At 70.0% G+C, this 26,942-nt stretch carries 24 protein-coding genes and 1 tRNA gene; 11 read left to right on the forward strand and 14 right to left on the reverse strand.

Annotation, left to right across the window (positions count from 1 at the left end):
- Positions 1–7: 7 nt before the first annotated feature.
- Positions 8–1,954 (reverse strand): diguanylate cyclase domain-containing protein, encoded by a 1,947-nt coding sequence (locus ACEJ41_RS04860; protein WP_374013665.1) that lies wholly within the window; start codon positions 1,952–1,954, stop codon positions 8–10.
- A gap of 88 nt (positions 1,955–2,042) precedes the next feature.
- The gene (locus ACEJ41_RS04865) at positions 2,043–3,248 is read right to left on the reverse strand and encodes an acyltransferase family protein (RefSeq protein WP_374013666.1); all 1,206 of its coding nucleotides are present in this window, start codon (positions 3,246–3,248) and stop codon (positions 2,043–2,045) included.
- A 182-nt stretch (positions 3,249–3,430) separates the two neighbouring features.
- Between ACEJ41_RS04865 and ACEJ41_RS04870 the strand changes: the two genes are divergently transcribed.
- From ACEJ41_RS04870 to ACEJ41_RS04880, 3 genes are all read left to right on the forward strand, one after another.
- Positions 3,431–4,318 carry a LytTR family DNA-binding domain-containing protein gene (locus ACEJ41_RS04870; protein ID WP_374013667.1) on the forward strand — a complete coding sequence of 296 codons (888 nt, stop codon included), beginning with the start codon at positions 3,431–3,433 and terminating at the stop codon, positions 4,316–4,318.
- A gap of 139 nt (positions 4,319–4,457) precedes the next feature.
- Complete coding sequence (locus ACEJ41_RS04875; RefSeq protein ID WP_374013668.1) at positions 4,458–6,011, forward strand: fumarate hydratase; 1,554 nt, start codon at positions 4,458–4,460, stop codon at positions 6,009–6,011.
- 320 nt (positions 6,012–6,331) lie between these two features.
- Positions 6,332–6,967 (forward strand): glutathione S-transferase family protein, encoded by a 636-nt coding sequence (locus ACEJ41_RS04880; RefSeq protein WP_374013669.1) that lies wholly within the window; start codon positions 6,332–6,334, stop codon positions 6,965–6,967.
- A 67-nt stretch (positions 6,968–7,034) separates the two neighbouring features.
- On the opposite strand, the gene arsC is transcribed toward ACEJ41_RS04880, so the two are convergent.
- From arsC to ACEJ41_RS04895, 3 genes are all read right to left on the reverse strand, one after another.
- Entirely contained in the window at positions 7,035–7,391 is a 357-nt protein-coding gene (gene arsC, locus ACEJ41_RS04885; RefSeq protein WP_374013670.1) for an arsenate reductase (glutaredoxin), read from the reverse strand.
- Entirely contained in the window at positions 7,391–8,515 is a 1,125-nt protein-coding gene (locus ACEJ41_RS04890) for a phospholipase A (protein WP_374014069.1), read from the reverse strand. Before ACEJ41_RS04890 ends, arsC begins: the two co-directional genes overlap by 1 nt.
- Before the next feature lie 80 nt (positions 8,516–8,595).
- Positions 8,596–9,081, reverse strand: coding sequence for a DUF456 domain-containing protein (locus ACEJ41_RS04895; protein WP_374013671.1), 486 nt, complete (start codon positions 9,079–9,081; stop codon positions 8,596–8,598).
- Between the two features lie 235 nt (positions 9,082–9,316).
- On the opposite strand from ACEJ41_RS04895, the gene ACEJ41_RS04900 reads away from it, so the two are divergent.
- Positions 9,317–9,526 carry a cold-shock protein gene (locus ACEJ41_RS04900; RefSeq protein WP_374013672.1) on the forward strand — a complete coding sequence of 70 codons (210 nt, stop codon included), beginning with the start codon at positions 9,317–9,319 and terminating at the stop codon, positions 9,524–9,526.
- Positions 9,527–9,647: 121 nt separating this feature from the next.
- Here ACEJ41_RS04900 and ACEJ41_RS04905 read toward each other — a convergent pair whose 3' ends face one another.
- Complete coding sequence (locus tag ACEJ41_RS04905; protein ID WP_374013673.1) at positions 9,648–10,112, reverse strand: glycine zipper 2TM domain-containing protein; 465 nt, start codon at positions 10,110–10,112, stop codon at positions 9,648–9,650.
- A 130-nt stretch (positions 10,113–10,242) separates the two neighbouring features.
- Positions 10,243–10,677 (reverse strand): hypothetical protein, encoded by a 435-nt coding sequence (locus ACEJ41_RS04910; RefSeq protein ID WP_374013674.1) that lies wholly within the window; start codon positions 10,675–10,677, stop codon positions 10,243–10,245.
- An 88-nt stretch (positions 10,678–10,765) separates the two neighbouring features.
- Here ACEJ41_RS04910 and ACEJ41_RS04915 point away from each other — a divergent pair, with 88 nt between their 5' ends.
- The 3 genes from ACEJ41_RS04915 to yfcF all read left to right on the forward strand — a co-directional run bounded on the left by ACEJ41_RS04915 (position 10,766) and on the right by yfcF (position 17,600).
- A complete protein-coding gene (locus ACEJ41_RS04915) occupies positions 10,766–11,560 on the forward strand; it encodes a ThiF family adenylyltransferase (RefSeq protein ID WP_374013675.1) in 795 nt (264 codons plus the stop codon).
- Positions 11,561–12,000: 440 nt separating this feature from the next.
- Positions 12,001–16,971: an alpha-2-macroglobulin gene (locus ACEJ41_RS04920; RefSeq protein ID WP_374014070.1), complete on the forward strand. Its 4,971-nt coding sequence runs from the start codon at positions 12,001–12,003 to the stop codon at positions 16,969–16,971.
- Positions 16,968–17,600 (forward strand): glutathione transferase, encoded by a 633-nt coding sequence (gene yfcF, locus ACEJ41_RS04925; protein WP_374013676.1) that lies wholly within the window; start codon positions 16,968–16,970, stop codon positions 17,598–17,600. Before ACEJ41_RS04920 ends, yfcF begins: the two co-directional genes overlap by 4 nt.
- A 767-nt stretch (positions 17,601–18,367) precedes the next feature.
- Here yfcF and ACEJ41_RS04930 read toward each other — a convergent pair.
- The 5 genes from ACEJ41_RS04930 to ACEJ41_RS04950 all read right to left on the reverse strand — a co-directional run bounded on the left by ACEJ41_RS04930 (position 18,368) and on the right by ACEJ41_RS04950 (position 21,761).
- The gene (locus tag ACEJ41_RS04930; protein WP_374013677.1) at positions 18,368–18,574 is read right to left on the reverse strand and encodes a cold-shock protein; all 207 of its coding nucleotides are present in this window, start codon (positions 18,572–18,574) and stop codon (positions 18,368–18,370) included.
- Positions 18,575–18,711: 137 nt separating this feature from the next.
- Positions 18,712–19,455 carry an S-methyl-5'-thioinosine phosphorylase gene (locus ACEJ41_RS04935; protein WP_374013678.1) on the reverse strand — a complete coding sequence of 248 codons (744 nt, stop codon included), beginning with the start codon at positions 19,453–19,455 and terminating at the stop codon, positions 18,712–18,714.
- A 50-nt stretch (positions 19,456–19,505) separates the two neighbouring features.
- Complete coding sequence (locus tag ACEJ41_RS04940) at positions 19,506–20,090, reverse strand: hypoxanthine-guanine phosphoribosyltransferase (RefSeq protein ID WP_374013679.1); 585 nt, start codon at positions 20,088–20,090, stop codon at positions 19,506–19,508.
- Between the two features lie 30 nt (positions 20,091–20,120).
- Positions 20,121–21,122: a beta-N-acetylhexosaminidase gene (gene nagZ, locus ACEJ41_RS04945; RefSeq protein WP_374014071.1), complete on the reverse strand. Its 1,002-nt coding sequence runs from the start codon at positions 21,120–21,122 to the stop codon at positions 20,121–20,123.
- A 120-nt stretch (positions 21,123–21,242) separates the two neighbouring features.
- Entirely contained in the window at positions 21,243–21,761 is a 519-nt protein-coding gene (locus ACEJ41_RS04950; protein WP_374013680.1) for a CYTH domain-containing protein, read from the reverse strand.
- Between the two features lie 147 nt (positions 21,762–21,908).
- On the opposite strand from ACEJ41_RS04950, the gene ACEJ41_RS04955 reads away from it, so the two are divergent.
- The gene (locus ACEJ41_RS04955) at positions 21,909–23,975 is read left to right on the forward strand and encodes an EAL domain-containing protein (protein WP_374013681.1); all 2,067 of its coding nucleotides are present in this window, start codon (positions 21,909–21,911) and stop codon (positions 23,973–23,975) included.
- Between the two features lie 72 nt (positions 23,976–24,047).
- On the opposite strand, the gene ACEJ41_RS04960 is transcribed toward ACEJ41_RS04955, so the two are convergent.
- Positions 24,048–24,653: an FMN-dependent NADH-azoreductase gene (locus tag ACEJ41_RS04960; RefSeq protein WP_374013682.1), complete on the reverse strand. Its 606-nt coding sequence runs from the start codon at positions 24,651–24,653 to the stop codon at positions 24,048–24,050.
- 117 nt (positions 24,654–24,770) lie between these two features.
- Between ACEJ41_RS04960 and ACEJ41_RS04965 the strand changes: the two genes are divergently transcribed.
- The 3 genes from ACEJ41_RS04965 to ACEJ41_RS04975 all read left to right on the forward strand — a co-directional run bounded on the left by ACEJ41_RS04965 (position 24,771) and on the right by ACEJ41_RS04975 (position 26,271).
- The gene (locus ACEJ41_RS04965) at positions 24,771–25,742 is read left to right on the forward strand and encodes a LysR substrate-binding domain-containing protein (protein WP_374013683.1); all 972 of its coding nucleotides are present in this window, start codon (positions 24,771–24,773) and stop codon (positions 25,740–25,742) included.
- A 71-nt stretch (positions 25,743–25,813) separates the two neighbouring features.
- Positions 25,814–26,041 carry a hypothetical protein gene (locus ACEJ41_RS04970; protein WP_374013684.1) on the forward strand — a complete coding sequence of 76 codons (228 nt, stop codon included), beginning with the start codon at positions 25,814–25,816 and terminating at the stop codon, positions 26,039–26,041.
- A 140-nt stretch (positions 26,042–26,181) separates the two neighbouring features.
- Positions 26,182–26,271: transfer RNA gene (locus ACEJ41_RS04975), tRNA-Ser, on the forward strand.
- Positions 26,272–26,438: 167 nt separating this feature from the next.
- On the opposite strand, the gene ACEJ41_RS04980 is transcribed toward ACEJ41_RS04975, so the two are convergent.
- Positions 26,439–26,720 carry a hypothetical protein gene (locus ACEJ41_RS04980; protein WP_374013685.1) on the reverse strand — a complete coding sequence of 94 codons (282 nt, stop codon included), beginning with the start codon at positions 26,718–26,720 and terminating at the stop codon, positions 26,439–26,441.
- Positions 26,721–26,942 lie beyond the last annotated feature (222 nt).

The raw sequence follows: 26,942 nt of genomic DNA on the forward strand, positions 1-26,942 counted from the left end.
GGCCATCTCAGGCCTGTGCCGCCAGCGCCAGCAGGCTGTGTTCGCGGGCCCTGGAAATGTCGCGCGGGCGGCTGGCCATGATCGAGATGATGCCGGTGGCCGCCTCCGGGAATTCCAGCACGGCTTCGGCGGTGGCGTCATCGGGCAAGCGCGCACCCCAGTAGCCGACCCAGCTGTCACGGTGTTCCTTGGCCGCATACAGCGCGCGGTCGGCCATGCGCAGGGCGTAGTCCCAGCGCCGCGCCGCGTGACCCTCCGGGGCCACGTCGAAGAACGGGATCGGCGCCATGCCCAGCGAGGCGGTGATGGTGCGGTGGCCGTCCACGGTTTCCAGCGTGTGGTGCATCGCCCGGCACAGGCGGTTGGCCATTGCCTGGGCTTGCGCAGGGTCGAGGTTGGCGCAGGCCACCAGGAACTCCTCGCCGCCCCAGCGCGAGACCAGGTCGTCCGGGCCGCAGGTGGCGCGCAGCCGTGCCGAGACGTCCACCAGCACCTGGTCGCCGGCGTGGTGGCCGTGCGTATCGTTGATCAGCTTGAAATGGTCGACGTCGATCAGGAACAGCACGTGGCGGGCATCGTCCTCGCTGCGCTGGGTGGCCAGCGCATTGAGCGCGGCGGTGGCGGCATGGCGGTTGGCCAGCCCGGTCAGGGCATCGCGTTCGCTCAGCTCGCGCAACTGGCGGTGGCGCCGTCGTTGCAGCAGGGCGAAGGTGATCGCCCCCAGCATCATCAGCAGCAGGAAGCCGAGCAGGGTGCTGCGCAGGACATGGGATTTCTCCTGCTCCAGGGACTGGATGCTGGCCTCGTAGCGCATCCGCTCCAGTTCGCGTTGGGCAGCCGCGTCGTGGGTACGTGCCTGCAGGTCGGCCAGCAGGTCCAGGCGCTGCCGGCGCAGTGCGTCCAGTTTCATCTCCTGCATCCGCTGCGCGTTTTCCAGCGCGGCGGCGGTATCGCCGCCCGCGGCGTGGGCATCGATCAGCGCCTGCAGCGCCTGGTAGCTTTCCTGTGGACTGTGTACGTGGGAGGCGCGTTCGACCGCGCGCCGCGCCGTCTGCAGTGCGGCGGCGGTGTCGCCCCTGTCGATGTGCAGGGTGGCGATGCGCGCCAGGGTCGCGGCTTCGCCGGCCGGATCGGGCAGGGTGCGCTGGTTGGCAAGGATCCCGCGCAGGGTGGCCAGGCGGGCCGGCGCGGCATGGCCCGGCCGAAGCGTGGCCAGGGCGCTGTCGATGCGCAGGCCCAACAGCTCGCTGCCACTGGCAGACTTGGCGGCACGCTCCAGCGCCTCAAGCGCCGCGTCCGGATCACCCAGGCGCAGCAGGTTGAGGGCGTGGTTGAAGGTCAACTGGGTGTTGGGGAGGTCGCTGGACTCGGCCAGGGCCAACGCCTCGCGGTAGTAGCGTTCGGCGTCGGCAGGGGAATCCAGGAAATCGGCGTGGATCAGGGCGATGTTGGTGAGCGTGGCGATCTGGGCGCGAACCGCATCGGTGCCGCCGATCTGCGCGCCCACGCGCACGGTTTCGCCATAGATCTTCTCTGCGAAGTAGATCTTTCCTGCGCCATGCAGGATGGCGCCGGCCTGGGACAGGGCGCGCATCCGGAACTCCGGGGGCAGTTCCGGATGCCGGCCCAGTTCGGCCAGGATCCGCTCGGCGATCGCCTCGGCACGGTCCGGGTTGCCAGCCAGGGTCAGCGCTATTCCCTGGCAGCTGAGCACCTTGATCCGCTGCTCCAGGTTCAGGTCCTCATCCAGCAGCCGCGCCGACAACTCCACGGCCATGCCCGGCTGGTTGCGGCGCAGGTCGAAGCAGCGCTTGATCCGCGATTCCACGTCGTCGACCGCCGCGGCCCCTGCAACCGGCGCCGACGGCGCTGCCAGCACCAGCACCAGCACCAGCAACGGTGCAGCCAGCAGTGGGGCCAGGAGGCGCAGGGTCGGGAAGCGCGTGACGGGCATCGGTGGCGGCCTGGTGGGTCGCCCATGCTAATGCAAGCGATGTGCCATTTGCCGCGCGGCGCTGCCGGTCGGGCGTGCCCGGGCCAGGTCAGGGTTCGGCGGGCGTGGTGGCCGGGTTGCCGGTCCGTTGTCCGGCCGGCTGTCGGCGCAGCCCGAACAGTGGCCGCAGGACGGGAATCCGGCGGATCAGTTCATAGCCGCCCAAGCAGCTGGCGAAGGTCAGGACCACCAGCAGCGGACCTTCGAACGCGGGCGCCAGCGCCAGCGGGCGCAACTGCCAGGCGGCCAACACGATGGCCGTCTGGTGGAGGATGTAGACCGGAAACACCGCCGGCACCAGGTAGCGCAGCACGGGTCCATCGCCCGGAGCCCACTGTCGGGCGAAGCCGAGCACGGCCACGATTGCGCTCCACTGGGCCAGGCCCCATGCCATGTGCAGGATCGGGCGCAGCCAGGCCGGTGGTCCGCCGGCCACCACATGCGCCGCCACCAGCACCGCCCAGCACCCCAGCCACAGCACCAGGGCGGTGCGGCGCGCACGCGCCATCGCATCCCACACCGGTGCCTGGTGGGCGATCAGGTAGCCGAACAGGAACACGGTGAAATACTGGGCATGGTTGTACCAGTCGTCCGCCAGTGCATGGGTTGAACCGAACCGCGGCGCCAGGCCCGCACGCACCAGCCCCAGGTACAGCGCCGGCCACGCCAGCACCGCGGCCGGATGGCACAGGCAGCGGCCCAGCATCGCGGCGGCGCGCCGCAGCCACGGCCGGCCCCGGCGCCACAGCGCCCACAGCACGGCGGTGTACACCCACAGGTAGGCGACGAACCACAGGTGGTTCCAGGTCGGCAGGACCAGGCATCCGTCGTCGTCGCAGAAGCTGCCGTCACCGCGCAGGTAGCGCGCCCAGAACGCCAGGAACCCGTCGTGGTAACCGCCCGGATAGCGCGAATCCAGCACCTCGAAATAGGATTGCGGCGGCACCACCACCAGCATGCCGAACAGCAGTGGCAGCAACAGGAACCTGGAACGGGCGGCGAGGAAGCGAGGCCGCGCGTGCGTGGCCCGGGACTCGGCCCCGGCGATGAGGAAGCCGGTGGCGGCACCGGAGACCAGGAACAGCAGCGACAGCCGCCACGGTGCGCTGGCCAGCATCAGTGGCTCCAGTGCCGGACCGGCATGCGGACTGTTCACGTGCCAGTCCCAGCTCACGTAATACATGCCCACGTGGTACAGGACCAGCAGGCCGAAGGCGCAGACCCGGACCCAATCGAGGTCGTGGCGGCGTTGCATCGAGGCGTCTCTCCGGTGGAGTCAGTGATCGAGGTTGCCGGCGTCGCCCGGCGCCGGCCATGGCGGGGGGATGGCCCGCGCGGTGGCGGGGACCAATGGCAGGGTCGCGGGGACGGATGCAGGTCGCCCGTGCAGGCCGTGCGGTGCGGGGTGCTGGCGCGAACCGTCGCTAGAATGGGCCGATGACCACGCCAGCCACGCTTTCCTACCGGAGTTACCTGCGCTGGCGGCGCTGGAGTGAAGCCGGATTCTGGGTGCTGGTGGTCGGGGTCAATGGCACGGTCAACAGCGTGGTCGCGGTGCTGGACCGGCGCCGCCAGGGGGCGCAGGTGCCGGTGTGGGAGCCGGCGGTGTGGGAGGCGAGCAGCGCATTGATGTGGCTGCTGGTGCTGATCCCGGCCATCGCTGCGTTCACCGCCCGCTTCCCGCTGCACTGGGATACCTGGCGCCGGCACCTGCCGCTGTATGCGGCAGCCAGCATGGCGCTGAGCCTGGTCCACGTGGCCGGGATGGTGGCGCTGCGGGTGCTGGCCTACGCCAGCCAGGGGATGGAGTACGACTTCGGTCCCTGGCCACGTGAGCTCGCGTACGAATACATCAAGGATCTGCGCAGCTTTGCCCTGATCGTGCTGACCATGGCCGGCTACCGGTTCCTGTTGCGGCGGTGGCAAGGCGAGGCGCGCTTGCTGGATGTGCCGGACGAAGGCCCGCCGCTGGAGCCGGTCGAGCGGCCGGAGCGGTTCCTGGTGCGCAAGCTGGGGCGTGAGTTCCTGGTGTCGGCCCGGGACATCGAGTGGATGCAGGCGGCTGGCAACTACGTCAACCTGCGCGTGCGCGGGCATGACTACCCGCTGCGCAGCACCATCGCCGGGATCCAGGAACGGGTGGATCCGCGCCGCTTCGTGCGCATCCACCGCAGCTACATCGTGGCCCTGGACCAGGTGGCTTCGATCGAGGCGCTGGACACCGGCGATGCACGCGTGCACCTGAAGGACGGGGGCGTGCTGCCATGCAGTCGACGCCATCGCCAGGGCCTGCGCGAACGGATCGACGGCGGCGCGGGCGGATGAGCGCCCGGCCCGCGCCGGGCCGCCGCGCAGCGGGCGGGTGCACCGGGCCGGCGACGGAACAGCGCGTGCCGCAGCCGGAGCCGGCCGGACGCGTGCTTTGCCCTAAAATGGCCGGGCTATCCGCATGCATGAGCCAGCCGTGACCACCTCCGCGCCGTCCACCCCGTCCAATACCCCCGCGTCCATCCGCCAGGAGGACCTGATCCAGTCCGTGGCCGATGCGCTGCAGTACATCAGCTACTACCACCCGGTCGATTACATCCGCAGCCTCGCCGCCGCCTACGAGCGCGAGGAGTCGCCCGCGGCCAAGGACGCGATTGCGCAGATCCTGATCAACTCGCGCATGTGCGCCGAAGGCCATCGCCCGATCTGCCAGGACACCGGCATCGTCACCGTGTTCCTGGAAGTGGGCATGCACGTGCGCTGGGACGACGCGACCATGGGCGTGGAGGACATGGTCAACGAGGGCGTGCGCCGCGCCTACAACCACCCGGACAACAAGCTGCGCGCCTCGGTGCTGGCCGACCCGGCCGGCAAGCGCCAGAACACCCGCGACAACACCCCGGCCGTGGTCAACATGAAGATCGTGCCGGGCAATACCGTGGACGTGATCGTCGCCGCCAAGGGCGGCGGCTCGGAGGCCAAGAGCAAGTTCGCCATGCTCAACCCGTCCGATTCGGTGGTGGACTGGGTGATGAAGACCGTGCCGACCATGGGCGCCGGCTGGTGCCCGCCGGGCATGCTCGGCATCGGCATCGGCGGTACCGCCGAGAAGGCGATGCTGCTGGCCAAGGAAGCGCTGATGGAGCCGATCGACATCCAGGAGCTGATCGCGCGTGGTCCGTCCAATCGCGCCGAGGAGCTGCGCCTGGAGCTGTACGAGAAGGTCAACGCGCTGGGCATCGGTGCCCAGGGCCTGGGCGGCCTGACCACGGTGCTGGACATCAAGGTCAAGGATTATCCGACCCACGCGGCCAACCTGCCGGTGGCGCTGATCCCCAACTGCGCGGCCACCCGCCACGCCCACTTCACCCTGGACGGCAGCGGCCCGGTCGCGCTGGGCCCGCCCTCGCTGGAGGACTGGCCCAAGCTCACCTACAACCCGCACAACGCGCGCCGCGTGGACCTGGACACGGTCACCCGCGAGGATGTGGCCAGCTTCAAGCCCGGCGAGGTATTGCTGCTCAACGGCAAGCTGCTGACCGGCCGCGACGCCGCGCACAAGCGCATGGTCGACATGCTCAACAAGGGCGAGCAACTGCCGGTCGATTTCACCAACCGCTTCATCTACTACGTCGGCCCGGTCGATCCGGTGGTCGGCGAGGTGGTCGGCCCGGCCGGCCCGACCACGGCCACCCGCATGGACAAGTTCACCCGGCAGATGCTGGAGCAGACCGGTCTGCTGGGCATGGTCGGCAAGGCCGAGCGTGGCGAGGCGGCCATCGATGCGATCCGCGACAACAAGGCGGTGTACCTGATGGCGGTGGGTGGTTCGGCCTATCTGGTGTCCAAGGCGATCCGCGCGTCGAAGGTGGTGGCGTTCGAGGACCTGGGCATGGAGGCGATCTACGAGTTCGAGGTCAAGGACATGCCGGTGACGGTGGCGGTGGATGCGTCCGGCGAGTCGGTGCACAAGACCGGCCCGCGCCATTGGCAGTCCAAGATCGGCAAGATCCCGCTGGTCGTGGCGTAAGCGCGGCGGCCTTTTGTAGGAGCCGGCCTTGCCGGCGACCGCGGCATGCAGGCCGGTCGCCGGCAAGGCCGGCTCCTACATGCGGCGGCCGATGAACGTGACACGGTGTGGTGCGATGCCTGCTGACGGGAAGTCAAGGAGGAGGCTTCGGCCGCAGGCCGGAGCCGGGGGACATGAGCGGCAGCAGGCATCGCACCGCGCCGCCGCGACAGACCCTCCTGCCCACCGATTTCTTGTGGACATGAGCGGCAGCCGCATCGCGGAGACGAGGGAGCCGCCCGGCAGCCACTACAATTCCGGTGTCCATCCCGGAGCCACCCATGTCCGTCATCCTCTACGGTTCGCCCAGCACTGCCTCGCTGGTCGTGCACTGGCTGCTGATCGAGCTGCGCATCGAGCACGAACTGCGCCAGCTCGACTTCGACGCGGGCGAGCAGAAATCGCCGGAATACCTGGCGATCAACCCGCGCGGGCGGGTGCCGGCCCTGCTGATCGACGGCCAGGTGCTGACCGAATCGGCCGCCATCGCCATGCACCTGGCCGACCTGCATCCGCAGGCCGGGCTGGCCCCGGCGCCGGGCACGCCCGCACGCGGCGATTACTACCGCTGGATGTGCTTCTGCGTGTACACGCTGATGCCGGCCTACCGCGGCTGGTTCTACCCGGACGAACCGGCCGGGCCGGACCAGGCCGAGGCGGTGAAGCAGCGCGCCCGCGTGCAGTTGGAGGACGCCTGGCAGCAGGTGGCCGACCATCTCGAAGGCCGGGGCCCCTATCTGCTCGGTGGCGAGCGCTCGGCGGCCGACTTCGTGCTGACCATGCTCATGCGCTGGTCGCGCAACATGCCGCGCCCGACCGACACCTGGCCCTCGCTGCAGGCGCATGCGCGGAAGATGAAGGCGCTGCCCAGCTTCGCCGAGGTCTATGCCCGCGAGGGCATCAGCGACTGGACCTGAGCGGTTGGACCAGGGCAGGCGGCGCGGCGCGCAGTCGCCGCATCCGGGCCGGGGCGGGGCGCGGCGATCAGTCCAGCAGTTCCAGCACCGTCTCCGGCGGCCGGCATAGCCGGGTGCCGCGGGCGGTGATCACGACCGGCCGGTTGATCAGCCGCGGGTGGGCCAGCATCGCGTCCAGCAGGGTTGCCTCGCCGGCATCGGCCAGGCCCAGTGCGGCGAACTCCGGCTCCTTGTCGCGCACCAGGCCGCGCAGGCCCAGGCCGCTGTCGGCAGCCACCCGCAGCAGGGTGGCGCGGTCCGGCGGGTTGGCCTGGTAGTCCACGACCAGTGGTTCGATCCCGCGCTCGCGCAGCAGTTGCAGCGCGCCGCGCGAATTGGAGCAGCGCGGGTTGTGCCAGATGGTGACGCCGGTACCGGCGGCCATCAGAACCACTCCAGCAAGGCAAAACCCACGCCGACGTACGTGGCCTTGTGGTTGTAGTCGATCAGGCTCTCGCCGTAGCCATCGAATACCTGCACGTGGCCGCGCAGCAGGTTGTTGATCGGGAAGCCCCAGTCGAACTGCAGCGATCCGTGCGCACGGTCGCCGCCGCGCAGCGAGTGGCGCGCGGTCAGGCTCAGCTCGTGGCCGTCGCGGCTGTACACCAGCAGCGCGTCACCGCGGCCGATGTAGTCCTCGATGTCCGGGTTGTTGTCCTCGCGCGAACCTTCCTTGATGCGGTACCACGGGCGCAGCACCAGCGCCCAGTTGTCGCGGTCCAGGCCCAGGTTGAGGATCACCCGGTTCCAGCTGCGCGACAGCGGGTCGCCGCGGCCATTGGACTGGTGGTTGATGGCGATGCCGGTCATCCGCCCCTTCCAGCCGAACAGGCTGTAGTTGTTGCGGAACACCAGCATCACTTCCGGCTCGTAGTTGGTTTCGCGGAACGGGCGCGAAAGTTCGGAGTTGTAGGCCTGCCAGCGCGAACTCTGGGTATAGCCGACCCACAGGTCGCCGTTGTCGCCGAACAGGTCCTGCACGACCTTGGTCTTGAAGCTCAACTGGAACTTGGCCTCGATGCGGTCCAGGTGTTCGGGGTCGGTCAGGGTGTTGTTCGGGTTGGGCGAGCTGGGGGTGGCATTGACCTGGCTGGTCCAGTACCCGGGCAGGACGTAGACCGGCTTGTAGGCACGCAACTGGTAGATGCCCAGCTTGGAATCGCGGGCCAGCTCCCAGCGGCTGTCCAGCAGCGAACCGCGCCCGGCGTTGGCAATGGTGGCGCGGGCCTGGTCGCCGGAGTGCAGGTCGCGGCCGAACAGCTCGCCTGCGCGCTGGCGCATCCGCGCAGCCGGACCGGCGTCATCCAGCGCGGCCGCCCGTTCGCGTTGCTGTTCCAGTTGCAGCTCCGCCTCCTGGGCGGCCTGGTCGGCCTGCTGCGGGGACGCGGCCGCGAAGCCCAGCGCGGCGTCGTAGCAGGCCAGGCGCTGGGCGCCGGAGGTGATCGCCAGGCACGCCTGGGCCGAGGCCGGCTGGGCCGTGATTTCCTGCGCTGCGGCGGGCGCGGCCATCGCCGCGGCAAGCGCGCACAGGATCGGGGCCGCGCGGGGTGTTGGGTTCAAGACATGCTCCGGGATGTGGTCGCGCCGCTTCAGAAGAACCATGCCAGCACGAACAGCCCGAGCATGGCGAAGGCCAGCGCCAGCTTCAAGACCGCACCCAGCAGCAGGCCGAGCCAGGTAGCCAGGCCGACATGGGCGGCATGCAGCAAGGCCCGGGTGTGCCACAGCTCGCCGGCCAGGGCACCGACGAACGGGCCCAGCAACAAGCCCAGCGGCCCGAACCACAGGCCGGCCAGGGTTCCCAGCGCCGCGCCCCATACCGCCAGCGGCCCGGCACCGACCCGGCGCGCGCCCAGCGCCGAGGCCAGCAGGTCCACCGCCAGCGACAGCAGGGTCAGCAGCCCCAGCAGCCCCAGGGCAAGCGCGCCGATGCGCTCGAATCCTTCGGCCCAGGCAGCCAGCAACATGCCGCCGAACATCAGCGGCAGCCCGGGCAGGGCCGGCAGCACCACGCCTGCCAGGCCAGCGAGGATCAGCACGGCCGCCAACAGGTACCAGAGGGTGGACAGATCCATGGGCAGGGGTCTTGGTGGATGGGTCGGTGTATGCACGTTCGCGCCCGGATTGCAATCCCCCCGGACGCGGGTTAAGTTCAGGGCCGCTGCGCTTGCCAAGGTCACCGTGGTCCGTGGCCTGATGCGGCAGGACCTCACGGCCTGGCCATCGTTACACCTCGCGTACTCCTTGCAACCTCAGCCGCCGCGGCAACGGCGTAACCACCACCCAGCAAAGTTCAAGGAGTCAGCAGTAATGGCAGAGCGCGAGACCGGCACCGTGAAATGGTTCAACGATGCCAAAGGATTCGGATTCATCAGCCGCGAGAATGGCGAGGACGTATTCGTGCATTTCCGTGCCATCCAGATGCAGGGCTTCAAGAGCCTGAAAGAGGGCCAGAAGGTCAGCTTCGTCGTGGTCCAGGGCCAGAAGGGCCTGCAGGCCGACGAGGTCCAGGAGGCCTGACACCCCGCCTGCATTCCCGTCGTACTGGAACGGCCCGCGCAAGCGGGCCGTTCCTTTTGCATCCCCGTTGTTCCATCCCCATTGGCCGTTGTCGCCGGCGCGGTGCCGGCTGGACGGGCGGTCAGCGCACCACGACCTTGCCGTTGACCACGCGCACGTAGGTGTTCTCGCGCACGCCATCGAGGTCACGCTGGTTGATCACCACCGTGCGGCCGTCGTCCATGCGCACGTGGATGTTGTGGGTGTCCGAGGTCACCCGGTTCTGGATGGCGTTGCCGGCCACCGCGCCGGCCGCTGCACCGGCGGCCGCGGCGATGTTCCTGTTGCCCTTGCTGCCGCCGGTCTTGTCCGAGATCTCGTGCCCGGCGACGGCGCCGACGATGCCGCCCAGCACCGCACCGGTGGCCGAGGGCGCGCTGCGGCCGGAGGCCAGGGTGTCGATCCGGGTGACGATGCCGCAGTCGGCACAGCTCACCTGGGAGGGGTAGGCCGGATAACCGGTGGACGAGCCGTAGCCGGGTGACGTGCTGCAACCGGCCAGGGCCAGGGTGCCGACAGCGGCGAGGCAGAGCAGGCGGGAATTCATGGCGCGTCTCCTTGGTATGCGGATGCAGGCGGCGCGGCGGTTCCTGCCGCGCCATGGCCGCATCCTCACGCCACCGGCGTGAATGCCGCGCAAATCGTGCCGCGACCGCGGCCGTGCCATCAGCGCCGGTTCAGCGGAAATCGCGATGGCAGGCCTTGCAGTCCTCGCTGATGCGCTCGACCACGGTGGTCAGCTGGGCGCAGTCCTGGGGCGGCGCGGCAAGGGCGGTGTCCAGGGTGGCACGCAGCCCGCTGCCGGCGGTGGCGAAGCGCTGGTCGTCGCGCAGGCCGGGGAAGGCGGTTTCCACGTCGTTGGCCATGGCCCGCAGCGATTGCAGCCGCGGCAGGGCGTCGTTGGCGGTGCAGCGGTTGGCCGCGGCGCTGGCGCGCAACTCGTTGCGCTGCTTCTCCATGACCTGCATCAGCGCCTTGGGGAAGGGGTCGGTCCGGGCCTGGAGTGCGCGCAGCAGCATCACCGTGCAGATGGCGCCGATGACCAGCCCGGTGACGAGCACGAACAGGTAGCGGGCGGCGGCGGAAGGGCGGCGGGGTTCCTGGCTTGCCATCAGGGCGGGCTCCGGGCGGGTGGGTCGGCCGCCATCATAGGCGCAGCGGTGGCCGCGGTGACAGGCACGGCTGGCTAGAATGACGGCGATGGACAACCTGTCAGAGCGCTTCGCCGGAATCGACCGGCTGTACGGCCGCGGTGCGGTGGAATGGCTGGCCGCGCGGCGGGTGGCGGTGGTGGGCCTGGGCGGCGTCGGCTCATGGGTGGCCGAGGCGCTGGCACGCTCGGCGGTCGGCGCGCTGGAGCTGATCGACGCCGACGACCTGTGCGTGTCCAACACCAACCGCCAGTTGCCGGCCATCGCCGGGCAGTACGGGCGCAACAAGGCCGAGGTGATGGCCGAGCGCTGTCGCGCCATCAACCCGGCCATCGATGCGCGTGCAGTGCCGGCGTTCCTGACCGCCGCCAATCTGGAATCCCTGCTCGGCGGCGGCTTCGACCTGGTGATCGATGCCTGCGACAGCTTCCGCAGCAAGGTCGAGGCGATCGCCTGGTGCCGGCGGCGCAAGCAGCCGGTACTCACCGTCGGCTCGGCCGGTGGCCGCATCGACCCGACCCTGGTGCGGGTGCGTGACCTCTCGCGCACCGAGCACGACGCGATGCTGGCGCTGGTGCGCAGGAAGCTGCGTGGCGAGTTCAACTTCCCGAAGGGGCCGCGCCGCTACTTCAGCGTTCCGGCCGTGTACTCGCTGGAGAACGTGCGCTACCCGCAGGCCGACGGCAGCGTCTGCGGCCTGCGTCCGGCGGCGGGCGCGGACGCGGCGCTGAAGCTGGATTGCGGCGCCGGCCTGGGTGCGGCCACCCACATCACCGGCGCCTTCGCCTTCGCCGCGGCCGGCAAGGCGCTGGACATGCTGCTCGCCCGCCGCCCGCTCGGGTAGCCGACTCCTGCGGTCGCCGGCAAGGCCGGCTCCTGCAACAGGGATGAGGCACAGACACGCCGAAGACGTGGACGTGCGGGTGTGTCTGGGTCGGCTTCGGATGGGGCCGCCGTCCGTCGGTGTATTGATGGCCCGGCTTCGTTTGCGAAGGCAACGGCGCACGCCAACTGCGCATCCCATCACCGACGTGTGCTGCACTCGTGTAGGAGCCGGCCTTGCCGGCGACCCGATGCAGGCTGTGGCATCGCGACACACCACACCACGCCGCGGTCGCCGGCAAGGCCGGCTCCTACAGCTGCCGCGCGGGGGCGCCGGGGGTAGCCGGGCGTGCATCCGCGGCAGCCGACGCCGGCATGGCGGCGATGGGGCAGGTGGGCACGTGGGCGTTGCCGCCGGCCCTATACTGCGGCCATCACGGATCGGAGCGTGGGCGCATGCGGATGGCGACGGGTGGGCGGATGACGGGACTCTGGCGCGCGATGGCGCTGATGCTTGCGCTGGCGATGGTGCTGTTGCCCGGCTGTCGACGCGACCCGGGCGGGCAATTGCCGCAGGCCGGGGGCGAGAAGCTGCAGGCCGAACGCGAGGAAGTCACCGGCTTCGCCCTGCTGCGCGCATGGCCGGACCAGAGCGAGGGCCGCCTGGCCATCGCGATGGAATTTTCCCGGCCGCTGGTCGGCACCCAGGATTTCGACAGCCTGCTGACGGTGGAGCCGGCCGCCAGCGACGACAGCGGCTGGTCGCTGTCCGATGACGGGCGCATCCTGCGTTACCCCTACGTGGAACCGGCGCGCGACTACACCGTGACCATCGCCGCCGGGCTGGCCGCCGCCGATGGCAGCCGCCTGGAACAGCCGCTCACCAGGACCGTGCACACCGGCGAACTGGACCCGGTCGCCGGCTTCGCGTCGCAGGGCAGCGTGCTGCCGGCGCGCGAGAGCCGTGGCCTGCCGGTGGTCTCGGTCAACGTGGCCGAGGTGGACGTGGAGTTCCTGCGGGTGCGCGAGGAAGAGCTGGGGCGGTTCTTTTCCGAGTACCAGCGCGGCGGCCAGCGCAGCGGCTGGGAGCTGGACCGCGCCTACGGCGACCACGTGCCGCTGCGCGCGATGGCCGACCCGGTCTATCTCAACCGCTTCGTCCTTGGCGGCGAGCGCAACGAGCGGGTGCTCAACTACCTGCCACTGCAGGAGATCGCCGAACTGCAGCAGCCGGGCCTGTACTTCGCGGTGCTGCGCCGGGTCGGCCAGTTCTCGGACCAGTACGACACCGCCTTCTTCACCGTCAGCGACATCGGCCTGCATGCGCGCGCATACCGCGACACCCTGTACGTGCATACGGCCTCGCTGCACGATGGCGCGCCGCTCAAGGGCGTGGAGCTGCGGGTGCTCGACGCCAAGGGCGAGGCGGTGCTGAAGTCTTCCACCGATGGCAACGGCAACGCGCTGCTGGACCAGCGCCTGGATGCCACGCACGTGCTGGTGGCCAGGCGCGGCAAGGACGTCTCGCTGCTGCCGTTCAACCAGCCTGCGCTGGACCTGTCCGAATTCGCGGTGGGTGGGCGCGCGCATGCGGACTTCGACGTGTTCGCCTGGTCCGGCCGTGACCTGTACCGGCCCGGCGAGGTCGTGCGCATTGCCGCGCTGCTGCGCGACAGCGACGGGCGTGCGTTGCCGGCGCCGGCGCAGGGCAAGGCGCAGCCGCTGTTCCTGCGCCTGAAGCGCCCGGACGGGCGGGTGTTCATCGAAACCCGGCTGGAGGCGAGCGCCCAGGGCCATTACGCCTTCGAACGCGAGATCCCCGCCGACGCGCCCACTGGCCGCTGGCAGGTGGAGTTCCGCACCGACCCGGCCGGGCGCGATGCGGTGCAGGGCATGAGCCTGCGGATCGAGGAGTTCCTGCCGGAGCGGATGAAGCTGGACCTGTCCGCGCCCAGGGAGCAGGACACGCTGGCACCGGGCCAGCCGCTGCAACTGCAGGCGCAGGCCGCCTACCTGTATGGCGCGCCGGCCGCAGGCAACCGCTTCAGCGCGACGATGTCGCTGGCCGTGGCCCGGCAGCCACTGCAATCGTTGCCGGGGTATTTCTTCGGCGACCCCACGGTGACCCTGCCGACCGACCCGCGCGATGTGCTCGATACCGAGTTCGACGCCCAGGGCCGGGTCGAGGCCAGGCTGCCGCTGCCCGAGGAAGCGGGCAAGGCCGCCACCCCGGTGCTGGTCACCGTGGCTGGCAGCGTGCATGAGAGCGGCGGGCGTCCGGTCAACCGCAACCTGCAGCGGGTGCTGTGGCCGGCGCCGGCGCTGGTTGGCGTGCGCCCGCTGTTCGATCCGGTGGACGGCGCCGATGCCAACGCCAGCGCGCGCTTCGAGCTGGTGCGGGTGGATGCGCAGGGCACGCCGCAGCCGGCAACGGGGCTGAAGGTCACCCTTGTGCGCGAACTGCGCGACTATCACTGGCGCTATGACGACGGCGGCGGCTGGGATTACGACTTCACCCGCCGCTTCGAGAACGTGGACACCCGCACCATCGACGCCGGTGCCACGGCTGCGCGCTTCGACTTCCCGGTGGAGTGGGGCGAGTACCGGGTGGACGTGCTGGACCCGGCCACCGGCCTGACCATGCGCTATCCGTTCCGCGCCGGCTGGAGCTGGGGCGACGACAACCGCGGGCCGGATGCGCGCCCGGACAAGGTCAAGCTGTCCCTGGACCGCACTGGCTACCGTGCCGGCGACACCCTCAAGGTCACCGTGACTCCCCCGCACGCCGGCCGCGGCGTGCTGCTGGTGGAGAGCGACCGGCTGCTGTACGTGCACGACATCGACGTGCGCGGCGCCGACGGCAAGGCCTCCGGCACCTTCGAGATCCCGGTGACCAGCGACTGGGAGCGGCATGACGTGTACGTCACCGCGCTGGTGTTCCGTGGTGGCTCGGCGACCAGCCAGGTGACCCCGGCGCGCGCGGTCGGCGTGGCCCACGTGCCGATGCGGCGCGAGGACCGGCACGTGGCCGTGGGGCTGAAAGTGCCGGCGCAGTCGCGCCCGCAGCAGGACCTGCCGGTCACCGTGAGCGTGCCGCAACTGGCCGGACAGAAGGCACACGTCACCGTGTCGGCGGTGGACGTGGGCATCCTCAACATCACCCGCTTCCCGGTGCCCGACGCTGCCGCGCATTTCTTTGCCCAGCGCCGCCTGGCCACCGATGCCTACGACGTCTATGGCCGCGTGATCGAAAGTTTTGCCGGCGGCAGTGCGCGCCTGCGCTTCGGTGGCGACATGGCGCTGGAACCGCTGCCGCAGGCGCGCCGCCCGACCGCGCGGGTGCAGACGGTGGACCTGTTCTCCGGCCCGGTGGTGCTGGATGCGCAAGGCAACGCGCGGATCAGCCTGCCGCTGCCGGACTTCAACGGCACCCTGCGGCTGTCGGTGCTGGCGTATTCGGACGAGCGCTATGGCAAGCGCGATACCGAAGTGCTGGTACGCGCACCGGTGGTGGCCGAAGCCGGCATGCCGCGGGTGCTGGCCCCGGGCGACCGGGCCACGGTCAGCCTGGATGTGCAGAACTTCAGCGGCAAGGCCGGGCGCTTCCGGGTCCGGGTCGAAGGCGAGGGCCCGCTGGCGGTGGCCGAGGGCGAACGGTCACTGGAACTGGCCGATGGCGCCAAGGCCACCCTCGGCTTCCCGCTGACCGCCCTGCCCGGGCACACGGTGGCAGCAGTGCGCGTGCGCGTGGATGGCGGCGGCTACGCCGTGGACCGCCGCTACGAACTGCCGGTGCGCGCGGCCTGGCCATCGGTGCTGCGCACCCAGACCCGGGTGCTGGAAGGCGGCGCCCCGCTGGTGCTGGACGGGTCGTTGATGGATGGGCTGATCCCGGGCACGGTCAACACCCACCTGCGGATCAGCGCGACACCGCCGATCCCGTTCGCCAGCGCGCTGCGCGGCCTGCTCGAGTATCCCTATGGCTGTGCCGAGCAGACCACCAGCAAGGGCTATGCAGCGCTGGTGCTGGACCCGGACAACGCGCGGCGCCTGGGCGGGCCGGTGCTGGACCCGACCGTGCGCAGGCAGCGCCTGGAAGGCGCCTTCGGCCGCCTGGCCGCGTTGCAGGCCGGCAGTGGCCATTTCTCGATGTGGAGCGGGGACGACAACGAGCCGGCGCTGACGCCGTACATCGTCGACTTCCTGCTCGACGCGCGCGAGGCCGGCTTCGCCGTGCCCGAGGCGATGCTGCAGAAGGCCTTGGACCGCCTGTCCGAGGACCTGCTTTCCGGCGGCCCGCAGTTCTACGGCCATGACCGCCGCGAGCACCTGCGCTTTGCCAACCGTGCCTATGCCGGTTACGTGCTGGCGCGGGTGAACCGCGCGCCGCTGGGGACGCTGCGCGCGCTCTACGACCAGGAAAAGGCCAACAGCCTCACCGGGCTGCCGCTGGTGCAACTGGGCCTGGCCCTGACCCTGCAAGGTGACGGCAAGCGCGGTGCGGCCGCCATCGCCGACGGCTTCGCCCGCGATCCGGACACCCGCCCGGCGTGGCTGGGCGACTACAGCAGCCGGGTCCGCGACGACGCGCTGATGGTCGCCCTGCTGCACGAGCGTGGCCACGCCGACGCCAAGTACGACGCGCGTGCGGTGGATCTGGCGCGCGCACTGCAGACCCGGCGCGACGGCGACGGCCGGCTGTGGCTGAGCACCCAGGAGCAGATGGCGCTGGCGCGGCTGGGGCGCGCGCTGGAGGCCGGCGATGGGCGCAAGGTCAGCGGCCGCTACCTGGCCGGTGGCGAGCCGGAGCAGGTCGAGCCGGCCGGCGTGTTCGCGCGCAGCCTGGATGCCGATGCGCTGGCCGCCGGCGTGCGCTTCGAGCCGGAAGGCGGCCCGTTCTTCGCCAGCGTGGAGGTGGCGGGCATCCCGCGCCAGGCGCCGGTCGAGGACAAGCGCAAGGTCGGCATCGTGCGCGACTGGTTCATGCCCGATGGCAAGCCGTGGCGCGGCGATACCCTCAAGGAAGGGCAGGTGCTGGTGGTGCGGCTGAGCGTGCAGGCGCAGGAATCCATGCCCGACGCGCTGGTCACCGACCTGCTGCCGGCTGGCCTGGAGGCGGAGAACCTCAACCTGGGCGACAGTTCGCAGTGGGACGGCATCGAGATCGAGGGCGTGACCCTGTCCCGGCGTTCCGGCGCGGCCAACGTGCGCTACGAGGAATACCGCGACGACCGCTACGTGGCGGCGCTGTCGCTGCGCGGCGGCACCGCGCGCCTGTTCTACCTGGTGCGTGCGGTCACTCCGGGCAGCTACACGGTGCCGCCGCCGCAGGCCGAGGACATGTACAGGCCGACCCTGCGCGGGACCGGCGCATCGCGTCCGGCGCGGATCACGGTGACGCCGCCGGGGCGGCAAACAGGAGACCAGCCTTGAACCAGACTTCGCTGCGCTTGTATGTCGATTCGCGTTTCCTCAGCCCGTATGCGATGCAGGCGTTCGTCGCCCTGCACGAGAAGGCGCTGGCCTTCGACCTGTCCACCGTGGACCTTGAAGGCGGCGCCCAGCATGCGCCGGACTATACCGAGCGTTCGCTGACCGGGCGGGTGCCGACCCTGGTCCATGACGGGTTTGCGCTGTCGGAGTCCTCGGCCATCACCGAGTACGTGGACGAGGCGTTCCCGGGCACGGCGCTGTATCCGCGCCTGCCGCGCGAGCGTGCGCGGGCGCGCCAGGTGCAGGCATGGCTGCGCAGCGACCTGATGCCGATCCGGCAGGAGCGTTCCACGGAGGTGGTGTTCTGTGCTCCGGTTCCGGCGGCACTTTCGGCGCAGGCGCGGGCGGCGGCGGACAAGTTGTTCTTCGTGGCCGACCGCTTGCTGGATGAGGGCGCGGCAAGCCTGTTCGGTGCATGGAGCATCGTCGACCTGGACCTGGCGATCATGCTCCAGCGGTTGCTGCGCAATGGCGATCCGGTGCCGCCGAAGCTTGGCGACTACGCCCGCGCGCAATGGCAGCGTCCGTCGGTGCGACGCTGGGTGGAGATGGAGCGCGCGGCATCCTGAGCGGCGTTGGGCGCAAGGGCGTAAGGGTGTGCGGCTTCGGGCGACGTCCATCGGTGTATTGATGGCCCGGCTTCGTTTGCGACGGCAACGGCTCCCGCAAACCGCGCGCCCCCAATCACCGACCCGTCCACGTGTAGGAGCCGGTCTTGCCGGCGACCGCGGCGCGGTGTGACGCGACGCGGTGCGTGGACGTGCGGGTGTACCGGGGTTCGGCTTCGGATGGGGCTGCCGTCCGACCGGGGGGATGGTGCACCCCTCGGGCGCACATCCATGTGCGCACTCGGGGCCGTGGCACATCCCTGTGCCACTTGCCCCATCCCCCCGGCCGGGCGACGTCCATCGGTGTATTGATGGCCCGGCTCCGTTTGTGAAGGCAGCGGCGCACGCAAACCGCGCATCCCTTCACCGACGTGTGCTGCACCCGTGTAGGAGCCGGTCTTGCCGGCGACCGCGATGCAGGCTGCGGCATCGCGACACACCGCACCGTGCCGCGGTCGCCGGCAAGACCGGCTCCTACAACGGGGGGACATCGACACGCCGAAGACGTGGACGTGCGGGTGTGTCGTGGCAGCGGCCATGGATGGCCGCGGTAGCGAGTGCGCACATGGATGTGCGCCCGAGCGGTCACGCCACACCCGCACGTCCACGGCTCCCTCCGAAGCCGACCATCACCCCGATCTCGGCCGTCCACGGCTCCCTCCTCGACCGCGATCCAAAAAAAACCCCGCCGTGCGGCGGGGTTCCCCTGATACGACTGTCTGGCGGGATCAGTCGAGCGGGACGATGTTGGAAGCCTGTGCGCCCTTGGGACCCTGGGTCACTTCATAGCTCACACGCTGGCCTTCCTTCAACGAGCGAAAACCCTTCGCATTGATCGCGGAAAAGTGCGCGAACACGTCCGCGCTGCCATCTTCCGGCGAGATGAAGCCGAATCCTTTGGCGTCGTTGAACCACTTGACGGTACCGTTGGCCATGATGCTGCGTAATCCTTGCGTTTGACGGAAAGTGCGGCGGCGGGCCGCGTGGCGAGTATGCAAAGCCGCGCGGCGGCTGACAATCCGTGCTGCGTCATTGCCACCCCAGGTTAGCGCTAACTCGGCCGCGCTCCGGCTCAGCCGGCGGCCAGGTGGGCGATCAGGCCCGGAAGCCCGGACGAGGCGGCGGCCACGTTTTCCAGCACCTCCGCCAGGGTGATCTCGCCGGCGTCGGTGCAGCCGGCCGCCCAGTTGGCCACGATCGCCAGGCAGGCGTATTCCAGGTCCAGTTCGCGCGCAAGGCCGGCCTCGGGCATGCCGGTCATGCCGACCAGGTCGCAGCCGTCGCGGCGCATCCGCGCGATCTCGGCATTGGTCTCCAGCCGCGGGCCCTGGGTGGCGCCATAGCAGCCGCCATCGACCACCGGCACCTGCGCGGCCCGCGCCGCAGCCAGCACCCGGTCGCGCAACGCGGGCGTGTAGGGATGGCCGAAATCCACGTGCAGCGGCTCGCCCTCGCCATCCCAGAAGGTGGATTCGCGGCCCCAGGTGTAGTCGATCAACTGGTCCGGGCAGGCCAGCACGCGCGGGCCGTAGGCCTGCGTGATGCCGCCCACGGTGTTGAGTGCCAGCACCCGGCGCACGCCGGCCTGCTTGAGCGCGTGCAGGTTGGCGCGGTAGTTGACCCGGTGCGGCGGCAGCGCATGGCCCTCGCCGTGGCGGGCCAGGAAGGCCACGCTCGCCTGGCCCAGGCGGCCGACACGCAGCGGGCCGGAGGGCGCGCCCCAGGGCGTGTCGATGTGGCGGGCCTGGGCCTGGTTGAGCTCGGCCAGGCGGTAGATGCCGGTGCCGCCAATGACGGCCAGGTCGATCGCACTCATGCTGCGGGGCTCCGGAAGCGGGCGCGGGGACGGCGGGCGATGCGCCGGCTCTAGTCCTTGAGCGCGTGGATGGCCGGCAGGTTGCGGCCCTGTTCGTGGTAGTCCATGCCGAAGCCGAACACGTAGCGGTCGGGAACCGTCACGCCCACGTAGTCGGCGCGCACGCCCTCCACGCAGCGGTCGTGGTCCTTCACCGCCAGGGTGGCGATGCGCACGTCGGTGGCGCCCTGTTCCAGGCACCAGCGGCGCACTTCCTCCAGGGTGTGGCCTTCGTCGAGGATGTCATCGGCCAGCAGCACCCGGCGGCCGTACAGCGGGGTGGCAGGGCGGTGCTTCCACACCAGCTCGCCGCCCTGGTTCTGGCCGCGGTAGCGGGTGGCATGCAGGTAATCGAACTGCAGGTCCAGGCCGCGCGTGCCCAGCTCCAGCGCCAGTTGCCCGGCGAACGGCAGGCCGCCGTGCATGACCGTCAGGAACACCGGCACGGCGCTGCCGCCCGGGTGGCCGGCCGGCGCATCGCCGATGTAGTCGCGTGCGATCTGGTCGGCGATGCGGGTGATGGCCGCATCCAGCACCGGGCGGTCGATCAGCAGCTCGGACGCTTCGAGGATCTCGGAGATGGAAAGGTTGGGCATGGGACAAAGGTTACCGGAACCAATGGGCGATCAGCAGTCGGCGGGGCCGGGCATGCGCGACTGCACGGCAGCGTGGCGGGCGTCGGCCAGCAGCCCGTCCCAGCCCAGCGCACCACGCCCGATCAGGCCGATCAGCGCAGCGGTGTTGAGTGCGCGGCCTTCGACTGCGCGCAGGGATTGTTCGACCAGCTCCGGGTGGCACACCAGCACCGCGTCGCAACCGGCGTCCAGGTGCGCTTCCACCCGTGCCCTGGCCCCGCCGGCCGAGGACGCGGCGGCCATGCCGATGTCGTCGGAGAACACCACGCCGCGGAAGCCCATCTGCTCGCGCAGCACGGTCTGGATCCAGAACCGCGACTGCCCGGCCGGCTCCGCCGCCACCTGCGGGTAGACCACGTGCGCCATCATCACCGCGTCGGCCCCGGCGTCGATGCCGGCGGCGAACGGGACAAGGTCGGTGCCACGCAGCACGTCCAGCGTGCGCGGATCGATGGCCGCGTCCACATGGGTGTCCTCCAGCACGGTGCCGTGGCCGGGGAAGTGCTTGAGGGTGGCGGCCATGCCGACGGCGTGCATGCCGCGCACATAGGCGCGGGTGAAGTCCGCGACCACCTGCGGGTCGTCGCTGAAGGCGCGGTCGCCGATCGCGCGGTTGCCGCGGTCCAGGTCCACCACCGGTGCGAAGCTCAGGTCCACGCCGCTGGCGCGCACCTCGCTGGCCATCAGCCAGGCGTGTTCCCCGGCCAGGTCCAGCGCGGCCTGGCGGTCGCGCGCGTACAGCTCGCCAAACTGCCGTAGCGGCGGCAGCGCGCTGTAGCCGTCGCGGAAGCGTTGCACCCGTCCGCCCTCCTGGTCCACGCAGACCAGCTGCGGGCGCGGGGCGGCGGCGCGGATCGCGGCGGCCAGCTCGGCAACCTGGTCGCGCGAGGCGACGTTGCGCTTGAACAGGATCACCCCGGCCACCGCGTCGTGCTGCAGCCAGTCGCGCTCCTGCGCGGTCAGTTCGGTGCCGGCCACGCCGATCACGAGCATGCGTTGCATCTCCGCCATTGCGCGGGACCGCGCGTGCGCCATTGTCGCAGATGCGTGCTGGGCGGCCGCGGCTGCGGGCGGCTGCCCGGCAGCAGGCCCGGTCACGCGCGAGCGGCGCTGCTACCGGCGTGCCGCAGGATCGCGCTCGTCGTGGCTCCATTGCGCATAGGGGCGGGTGGCCAGCGCAAGGTTGTAGTAGCGGGGCAGGTCGGTGACCTCGGCGCCAAGCCAGGGCGGGTGCGCAAAGGCCTCGTCCACCGATTCCAGTTCGATCTCGGCCACCACCAGGCCGGTGTTGTCGCCGCCGAACTCATCCACCTCCCACAGGTGGCCGGCGTGGCGCACGTAGTGGCGATGCTTCTGGATCCGGCCGCCGACACACAGCGCCAGCAGCTGCTGCGCATCCTGCACCGGGACCGGGTACTCGAATTCCTGGCGGCTGCGCCCGGGTTCGGCCGACTTGATGTTGAGGAAGGCGGCCGGGCCCTCGATGCGCACCCGTACCGAGGCACGCTGGCTGCCGCGCTCGATCGCGCCGGCATCGTTGAGATAGCCCTGGGCCATGGTTTGCACCCGTTCGGCGGCCGCCCGCCAGCCCTCGCCGCTGACCAGGAACTTGCGCTCGATCTCGATGCCCACGCCTGCCGCCTCCCTCCGTCCAGGCAGGCAATGCTAGCGGAATGCCCTGGCGCCAGCGCTGCCTGCAAAACGGGCCGATCATGGACGCTCCGGCGGCCTTGGTGTATTAACCCTGTTCCCCTTTCATTCACTGTTCCGGCCAGCCGTATGCAGAAAGACACCGCGATCCGCCTGATCATCGTCGATGACCGTGTGGAGGATGCCGAGGCCATCGTCAGCGCCCTGCGCAACGGTGGCATCGCGGTCCGCCCGCTGCGGCCGCAGGATGCCGACGAGCTGGCGCAGATGGTGGCCAGCCAGCCGGTGGACCTGGTGCTGGCGGCCGATTCGTCGGCCATGCCGCTGGACCAGGTGATCGCGCGGGTGACGGCCAGCGGCAAGGACCTGCCGTTGCTGGCGCTGATGGACGTGATCGACGAGGCCGCCGTGCTCGGTGCGCTGGGCGGCGGGGTGCGGGCACTGGTGCTCAAGCACCGCCCCGAGCACGTGCTGGAAAGCGTGCGCCGCGAATGGGCCGACCTCGATGCGCGCCGCGCCCTGCGCCGGCTGGAAGCGCACCTGCGCGAGACCGAGCGCCGCTGCGATGCGCTGATCGCCTCATCGCGCGACCCGATCGCCTACATCCACGAGGGCATGCACATCCGCGCCAACGAGGCGTACCTGGAAATGTTCGGGTTCGAGGACTTCGAGGACGTGGAGGGGATGTCGCTGCTCGACCTGGTCGGCGCGCAGCACATCGAGGATTTCAAGGCCCTGCTCAAGTCGCTGTCAAAGGGCGAGCCGCCGCCGCCGCAATACCTGATGGAGGCGCGCCACGTGGACGGCAGCACCTTCCCGGCGAAGATGGAATTCGTCACCGCCACCTACGAAGGCGAGCCGTGCGTGCAGGTGGTGTTCCGCCGCCGCGAGGAGGTGGACCCGGAACTGGCGCGCGAGGTCGAGGAACTGCGCCAGCGCGACCAGGTCACCGGCCTGCTCAACCGGCCGACCTTCATGCACATGCTGGAAGGCGCGGTGGCCCAGGTCGGGCGCGACGGCGGCCAGTACGGCTTCCTGCTGGTCGAGCCGGACCACTACGCGCGGTTGCTGCCGGACATCGGCCTGGATTCGGCGGATGCGCTGGTGGCCGCACTGGCCGAGCGCGTGCGCGAAACGGTGGATGCCGACGTCAAGGTCGCGCGGTTCGGCGAGCACAACTTCGCCCTGCTGCTGGAAGGCAACCATGACCGCACCAAGGCCGTGGCCGAAGCATTGCGCGATGCCTTCGCCACCCACCTGTTCAACGTGGGTGCGCGCTCTGCGGCGGTCACCGCCAGCATCGGTGGCGTGCAGGTGGGCGAGAAGATCGCCAGCGTGGCCCAGGTCCTGGCGCGGGCCAACCAGTGCCTGCACGCGGCCATCGAGCTGGGCGGCAACACCATCCAGGTGTTCGATCCCGGCGCCGCCGACCGCGCCGAGGAAGAGCGCGTGCAGCGCTGGGTGGAACGCATCGGCCAGGCGCTGTCGGGCGAGGGCTTCGTCCTGCACTACCGCCCCGTGCAGAGCCTGCAGGGCGAGCCGGGCGAGCTGTACGAGGCGCACCTGCGGGTGGATGCCAATGGCGAGCTGGTCTCGCCCTCGGGCTTCCTGGACATCGCCCAGGAACACGGGCTGCTTGGCGAGATCGACAAGTGGGTGGTGCGCCGGGCCATCGCCGTACTCGGCGAGCGCGAGCGTGCCGGCAAGCTGACCCGCCTGATGGTGCGGATCGGGCCCGACTCGTTCGGCAGCGAGGCGATGATCGAGCTGATCCGCACCGAGCTTGCCGCGCACGGGGTGCCCGGCGAGCGTCTGTGGCTGGAGGCACCGGAGGCCAAGGTCTTCACCCACCTGCGCAGCGTCCAGGAGTTCGTGGCGGCGGTATCCCCGCTGGGCTGCCGGGTGGGCCTGGAGGAGTTCGGCTCGGGCCTGGACTCGTTCCAGTTGCTGGCGCACTTCAAGCCGGCCTTCATCAAGATCGACTCGGACCTGACCGAGGAGATGGGCAAGCCGGGCGAAGCCCTGGACAAGGTGCGCGACATCACCGGACGCGCGCAGGGCGAACAGATCATCACCCTGGCCGGCGACGTGGACGACGCGCAGGTGATGAGCCAGCTGTTCAGTGCCGGCGTGGAGTACGTGTGTGGCGATTTCGTCGCACCCGTCGGTGCCGCGATGAACTTCGACTTCGGCTGAGCCGGAAGGCGGGTGCCGCTTGCGCGCGTCCGCTGCCGGCGGCGTGCCCCTCGGCGCGCCGCCCACCCATGCCTATGCGGCCAACGGTTCGGCCACCCGTGCCTGCGGCCGCGGTGCCACCGCCGGGATCGAAGCGTGCGCCGCGGCCAGCGCCTCGGTGCGGTGTTGTGGCGACAGCGCCACGCCCTCGGCGCGGACGAACTGCACCTGCTTGATCCCGAGGAAGGCGAACACCGCCTGCAGGTAGGGTTCCTGGAAATCGGTTGGCGCCCCGGCATGCAGGCCGCCGCGGCCGCTGGCCACGATCACGGTCTTGCCGCCGGCCAGGCCCTGCGGGCCGTCGGCGGTGTAGCGGAAGGTGCGCCCCGCGACCGCAATGCGGTCGATCCAGGCTTTCAGCGTCGAAGGAATGGCGAAGTTGTACATCGGCGCGCCCACCACCACGACATCGGCGTCGAGAAACTGCTGCAGCACCCGTTCATCCTCCTCGGCGCGGGCCGGATCAGCCTTGGCCAGGCTGGCCCCATCCAGGTGGGGCAGGGGATCACGGTCCAGGTCGCGGTACTCCACCTGCAGGCCGTCCACGGCCTCGGACCACCGGGCGACGACGGCCGCCCCCAGTTCGCGGGTGATGGATGCGGCGCCCAGGGCGCTGGAATCGATGTGCAGCAGTTTCATGGCGTGTGCTCCGGATGCGGTGCGGCGGTGCCGCGTCGGGGAACACTATCTGGCGTTGCGGGCGTGGAATAAAGGTGATTGAATGTGCATGTCTGTTCCAAATATGGAAATACAGCCATGCAGGACCTGAACGACCTCTACTACTTCGCCATGGTCGTGGAGCACTCCGGCTTCGCCGCGGCCGAGCGCGCACTGGGCATCCCCAAGTCGCGCCTGAGCCGACGCATCAGCCAGCTGGAAAACGAGCTTGGGGTGCGGCTGCTGCAGCGCTCCACGCGGCGTTTCGCGGTGACCGACGTGGGCATGAGCGTGTATCGCCATGCGCAGACCATGCTGGCCGAGGCGCAGGCCGCGCGCGAGGTGGTGGACCGGCTCAGCGCCGAGCCACGTGGCCTGGTCCGGGTCAGCGTGCCGGTGGCGCTGGCCCAGCAGCAGTTGCCCAAGCTGCTGCCCAAGTTCCTCGACCAGTACCCACAGGTGCGCCTGCAACTGCACATCGGCAATCGCCGGGTGGACCTGATCAACGAGGGCTTCGACTTGGCCTTGCGGGTGCGCGCAAAGCTGGACGATGACGGCAGCCTGGTGATGCGCAGCTTCGGCCACATTCAGGAGCTGCTGGTGGCCAGCCCCAAGTACCTGGACCGCGCCGGCCGCCCCAAGGATCCGTCCGAACTGCCCTCGCACCTGACCCTGAGCATCCACGAGGACGAAGCCCACCAGCGCTGGGAGCTGCATGGCCCCGGTGGCGAAGTGCGGCGCGTGGACCTGCAGCCGCGCGTGTCCGGTTTCGACTTCCCGCTGCTGCAATCCATGGTCAAGGACGGTTTCGGCATCACCATGCTGCCGGAGACGGTGTGCGCCGAGGCCGTGCGCCGCGGCGAGCTGGAAGTGGTGCTGCCGGAGTGGTCGTTGTCGCAGGGCATCTGCCACGTGGTGTTCGCCTCGCGCCGCGGCCTGCTGCCGGCGGTGCGGGTGTTCATCGACTTCCTGGCCGAACACCTGCCGCGCCAGATCGAAGCGTCGCGGCTGGATTGCGGCAGCTGCGGGCACACCGACGCGGCCGTGCCGGCCACCGCCACCGGCAGCTGATCGCAGAACCCGCGCATGCGACAATCGCGCCCGCGTCGAGTGCAAAACCGGCGCCGATGCTTAGCATCGGCATGAAGTACAACGGAGAGATGGCCGAGCGGTTCAAGGCACCGGTCTTGACCCGCAGGCCGGAGGGCGCGTCGGCGGAGCCGGCGCAAAACCGGCGTCCGATGCGTAGCATCGGCATGAAGTACAACGGAGAGATGGCCGAGCGGTTCAAGGCACCGGTCTTGACCCGCAGGCCGCAGGCCGGAGGGCGCGTCGGCGGAGCCGGCGCAAAACCGGCGTCCGATGCGTAGCATCGGCATGAAGTACAACGGAGAGATGGCCGAGCGGTTTAAGGCACCGGTCTTGACCCGCAGGCCGCAGGCCGGAGGGCGCGTCGGCGGAGCCGGCGCAAAACCGGCGTCCGATGCGTAGCATCGGCATGAAGTACAACGGAGAGATGGCCGAGCGGTTTAAGGCACCGGTCTTGAAAACCGGCGTAGTGGCGACACTACCGTGGGTTCGAATCCCACTCTCTCCGCCAATTGACCCATAAATAATGGGGCATTTCGAGGGTATTTGGTTTTAACCCGCCTTTAATCCCCCCTTACGCGGGAGGCTGGTAATTGCACTGGCCGCGGCCAGCGGCGAGGTAAGAGTACCCGTTCCGGGGAGGTGAAATAGAAGGCCGCCCCGAAGGGCGGCCTTTTGTTACCGGACCATCCGCTTGTCAGGCGGATCAGACTCGCGGCGCTGCCGCCACGTCTGCGAACTCCGACTCCACACCACGTCGTCAGGCGTCAGCTCGCGGAATGCTTCAAGGATGCCCTTGTTGATTCCCCAGTTTCGCTGGCGGTTCTTGTAGACGTGATTCTCGCCGAAGGTCATACGGATACCGCGCGCAGCGGAAGACTGCACCAGGCGGTTGTTCCGCCGGTACTGGTCGAGCATCCACTGGGCTACGGTCTTCTCCTCGTCAGTCGAAGAAGCCATGTTTCCTCCAATTCCCGGGAGGCCCAATGTCCGGAATGACGGGAGGCGCCCCGAAGGGCGCTCCCGGGTGCTGCGCTTAGCCCGGAGGGCTGCGCCAATGCTGGCAAACGTACTCCAGACGGCCCTTCCGGACCCGAGTGTATGCGCAGACATGCACCGTCTTCTTCCCGGCCATAAGGCCTCCACAAGACGGGTTGTGAGGGCGATATCACATTCCGGGGC

Origin of the sequence: Pseudoxanthomonas koreensis (assembly GCF_041890415.1) — a bacterium.
GTDB classification, from domain to species: domain Bacteria; phylum Pseudomonadota; class Gammaproteobacteria; order Xanthomonadales; family Xanthomonadaceae; genus Pseudoxanthomonas; species Pseudoxanthomonas koreensis_A.

Excerpts from the sequence above, each read along its gene's own strand:
- ACEJ41_RS04860 (WP_374013665.1), bottom strand. The coding sequence starts at position 1,954 with ATGCCCGTCACGCGCTTCCCGACCCTGCGCCTCCTGGCCCCACTGCTG.
- ACEJ41_RS04910 (WP_374013674.1), bottom strand. The coding sequence starts at position 10,677 with ATGGCAAGCCAGGAACCCCGCCGCCCTTCCGCCGCCGCCCGCTACCTG.
- ACEJ41_RS04915 (WP_374013675.1), top strand. The coding sequence starts at position 10,766 with ATGGACAACCTGTCAGAGCGCTTCGCCGGAATCGACCGGCTGTACGGC.
- ACEJ41_RS04935 (WP_374013678.1), bottom strand. The coding sequence starts at position 19,455 with ATGAGTGCGATCGACCTGGCCGTCATTGGCGGCACCGGCATCTACCGC.
- nagZ (WP_374014071.1), bottom strand. The coding sequence starts at position 21,122 with ATGCTCGTGATCGGCGTGGCCGGCACCGAACTGACCGCGCAGGAGCGC.
- ACEJ41_RS04960 (WP_374013682.1), bottom strand. The coding sequence starts at position 24,653 with ATGAAACTGCTGCACATCGATTCCAGCGCCCTGGGCGCCGCATCCATC.
- ACEJ41_RS04900 (WP_374013672.1), top strand. The coding sequence starts at position 9,317 with ATGGCAGAGCGCGAGACCGGCACCGTGAAATGGTTCAACGATGCCAAA.
- ACEJ41_RS04880 (WP_374013669.1), top strand. The coding sequence starts at position 6,332 with ATGTCCGTCATCCTCTACGGTTCGCCCAGCACTGCCTCGCTGGTCGTG.
- ACEJ41_RS04890 (WP_374014069.1), bottom strand. The coding sequence starts at position 8,515 with ATGGCCGCGCCCGCCGCAGCGCAGGAAATCACGGCCCAGCCGGCCTCG.
- ACEJ41_RS04930 (WP_374013677.1), bottom strand. The coding sequence starts at position 18,574 with ATGGCCAACGGTACCGTCAAGTGGTTCAACGACGCCAAAGGATTCGGC.
- arsC (WP_374013670.1), bottom strand. The coding sequence starts at position 7,391 with ATGGCCGCCGGTACCGGCGTCACCATCTGGCACAACCCGCGCTGCTCC.
- ACEJ41_RS04980 (WP_374013685.1), bottom strand. The coding sequence starts at position 26,720 with ATGGCTTCTTCGACTGACGAGGAGAAGACCGTAGCCCAGTGGATGCTC.
- ACEJ41_RS04940 (WP_374013679.1), bottom strand. The coding sequence starts at position 20,090 with ATGCCCAACCTTTCCATCTCCGAGATCCTCGAAGCGTCCGAGCTGCTG.
- ACEJ41_RS04870 (WP_374013667.1), top strand. The coding sequence starts at position 3,431 with ATGACCACGCCAGCCACGCTTTCCTACCGGAGTTACCTGCGCTGGCGG.
- ACEJ41_RS04895 (WP_374013671.1), bottom strand. The coding sequence starts at position 9,081 with ATGGATCTGTCCACCCTCTGGTACCTGTTGGCGGCCGTGCTGATCCTC.
- ACEJ41_RS04970 (WP_374013684.1), top strand. The coding sequence starts at position 25,814 with ATGAAGTACAACGGAGAGATGGCCGAGCGGTTCAAGGCACCGGTCTTG.
- ACEJ41_RS04920 (WP_374014070.1), top strand. The coding sequence starts at position 12,001 with ATGGCGACGGGTGGGCGGATGACGGGACTCTGGCGCGCGATGGCGCTG.
- ACEJ41_RS04905 (WP_374013673.1), bottom strand. The coding sequence starts at position 10,112 with ATGAATTCCCGCCTGCTCTGCCTCGCCGCTGTCGGCACCCTGGCCCTG.
- ACEJ41_RS04965 (WP_374013683.1), top strand. The coding sequence starts at position 24,771 with ATGCAGGACCTGAACGACCTCTACTACTTCGCCATGGTCGTGGAGCAC.
- ACEJ41_RS04955 (WP_374013681.1), top strand. The coding sequence starts at position 21,909 with ATGCAGAAAGACACCGCGATCCGCCTGATCATCGTCGATGACCGTGTG.
- ACEJ41_RS04865 (WP_374013666.1), bottom strand. The coding sequence starts at position 3,248 with ATGCAACGCCGCCACGACCTCGATTGGGTCCGGGTCTGCGCCTTCGGC.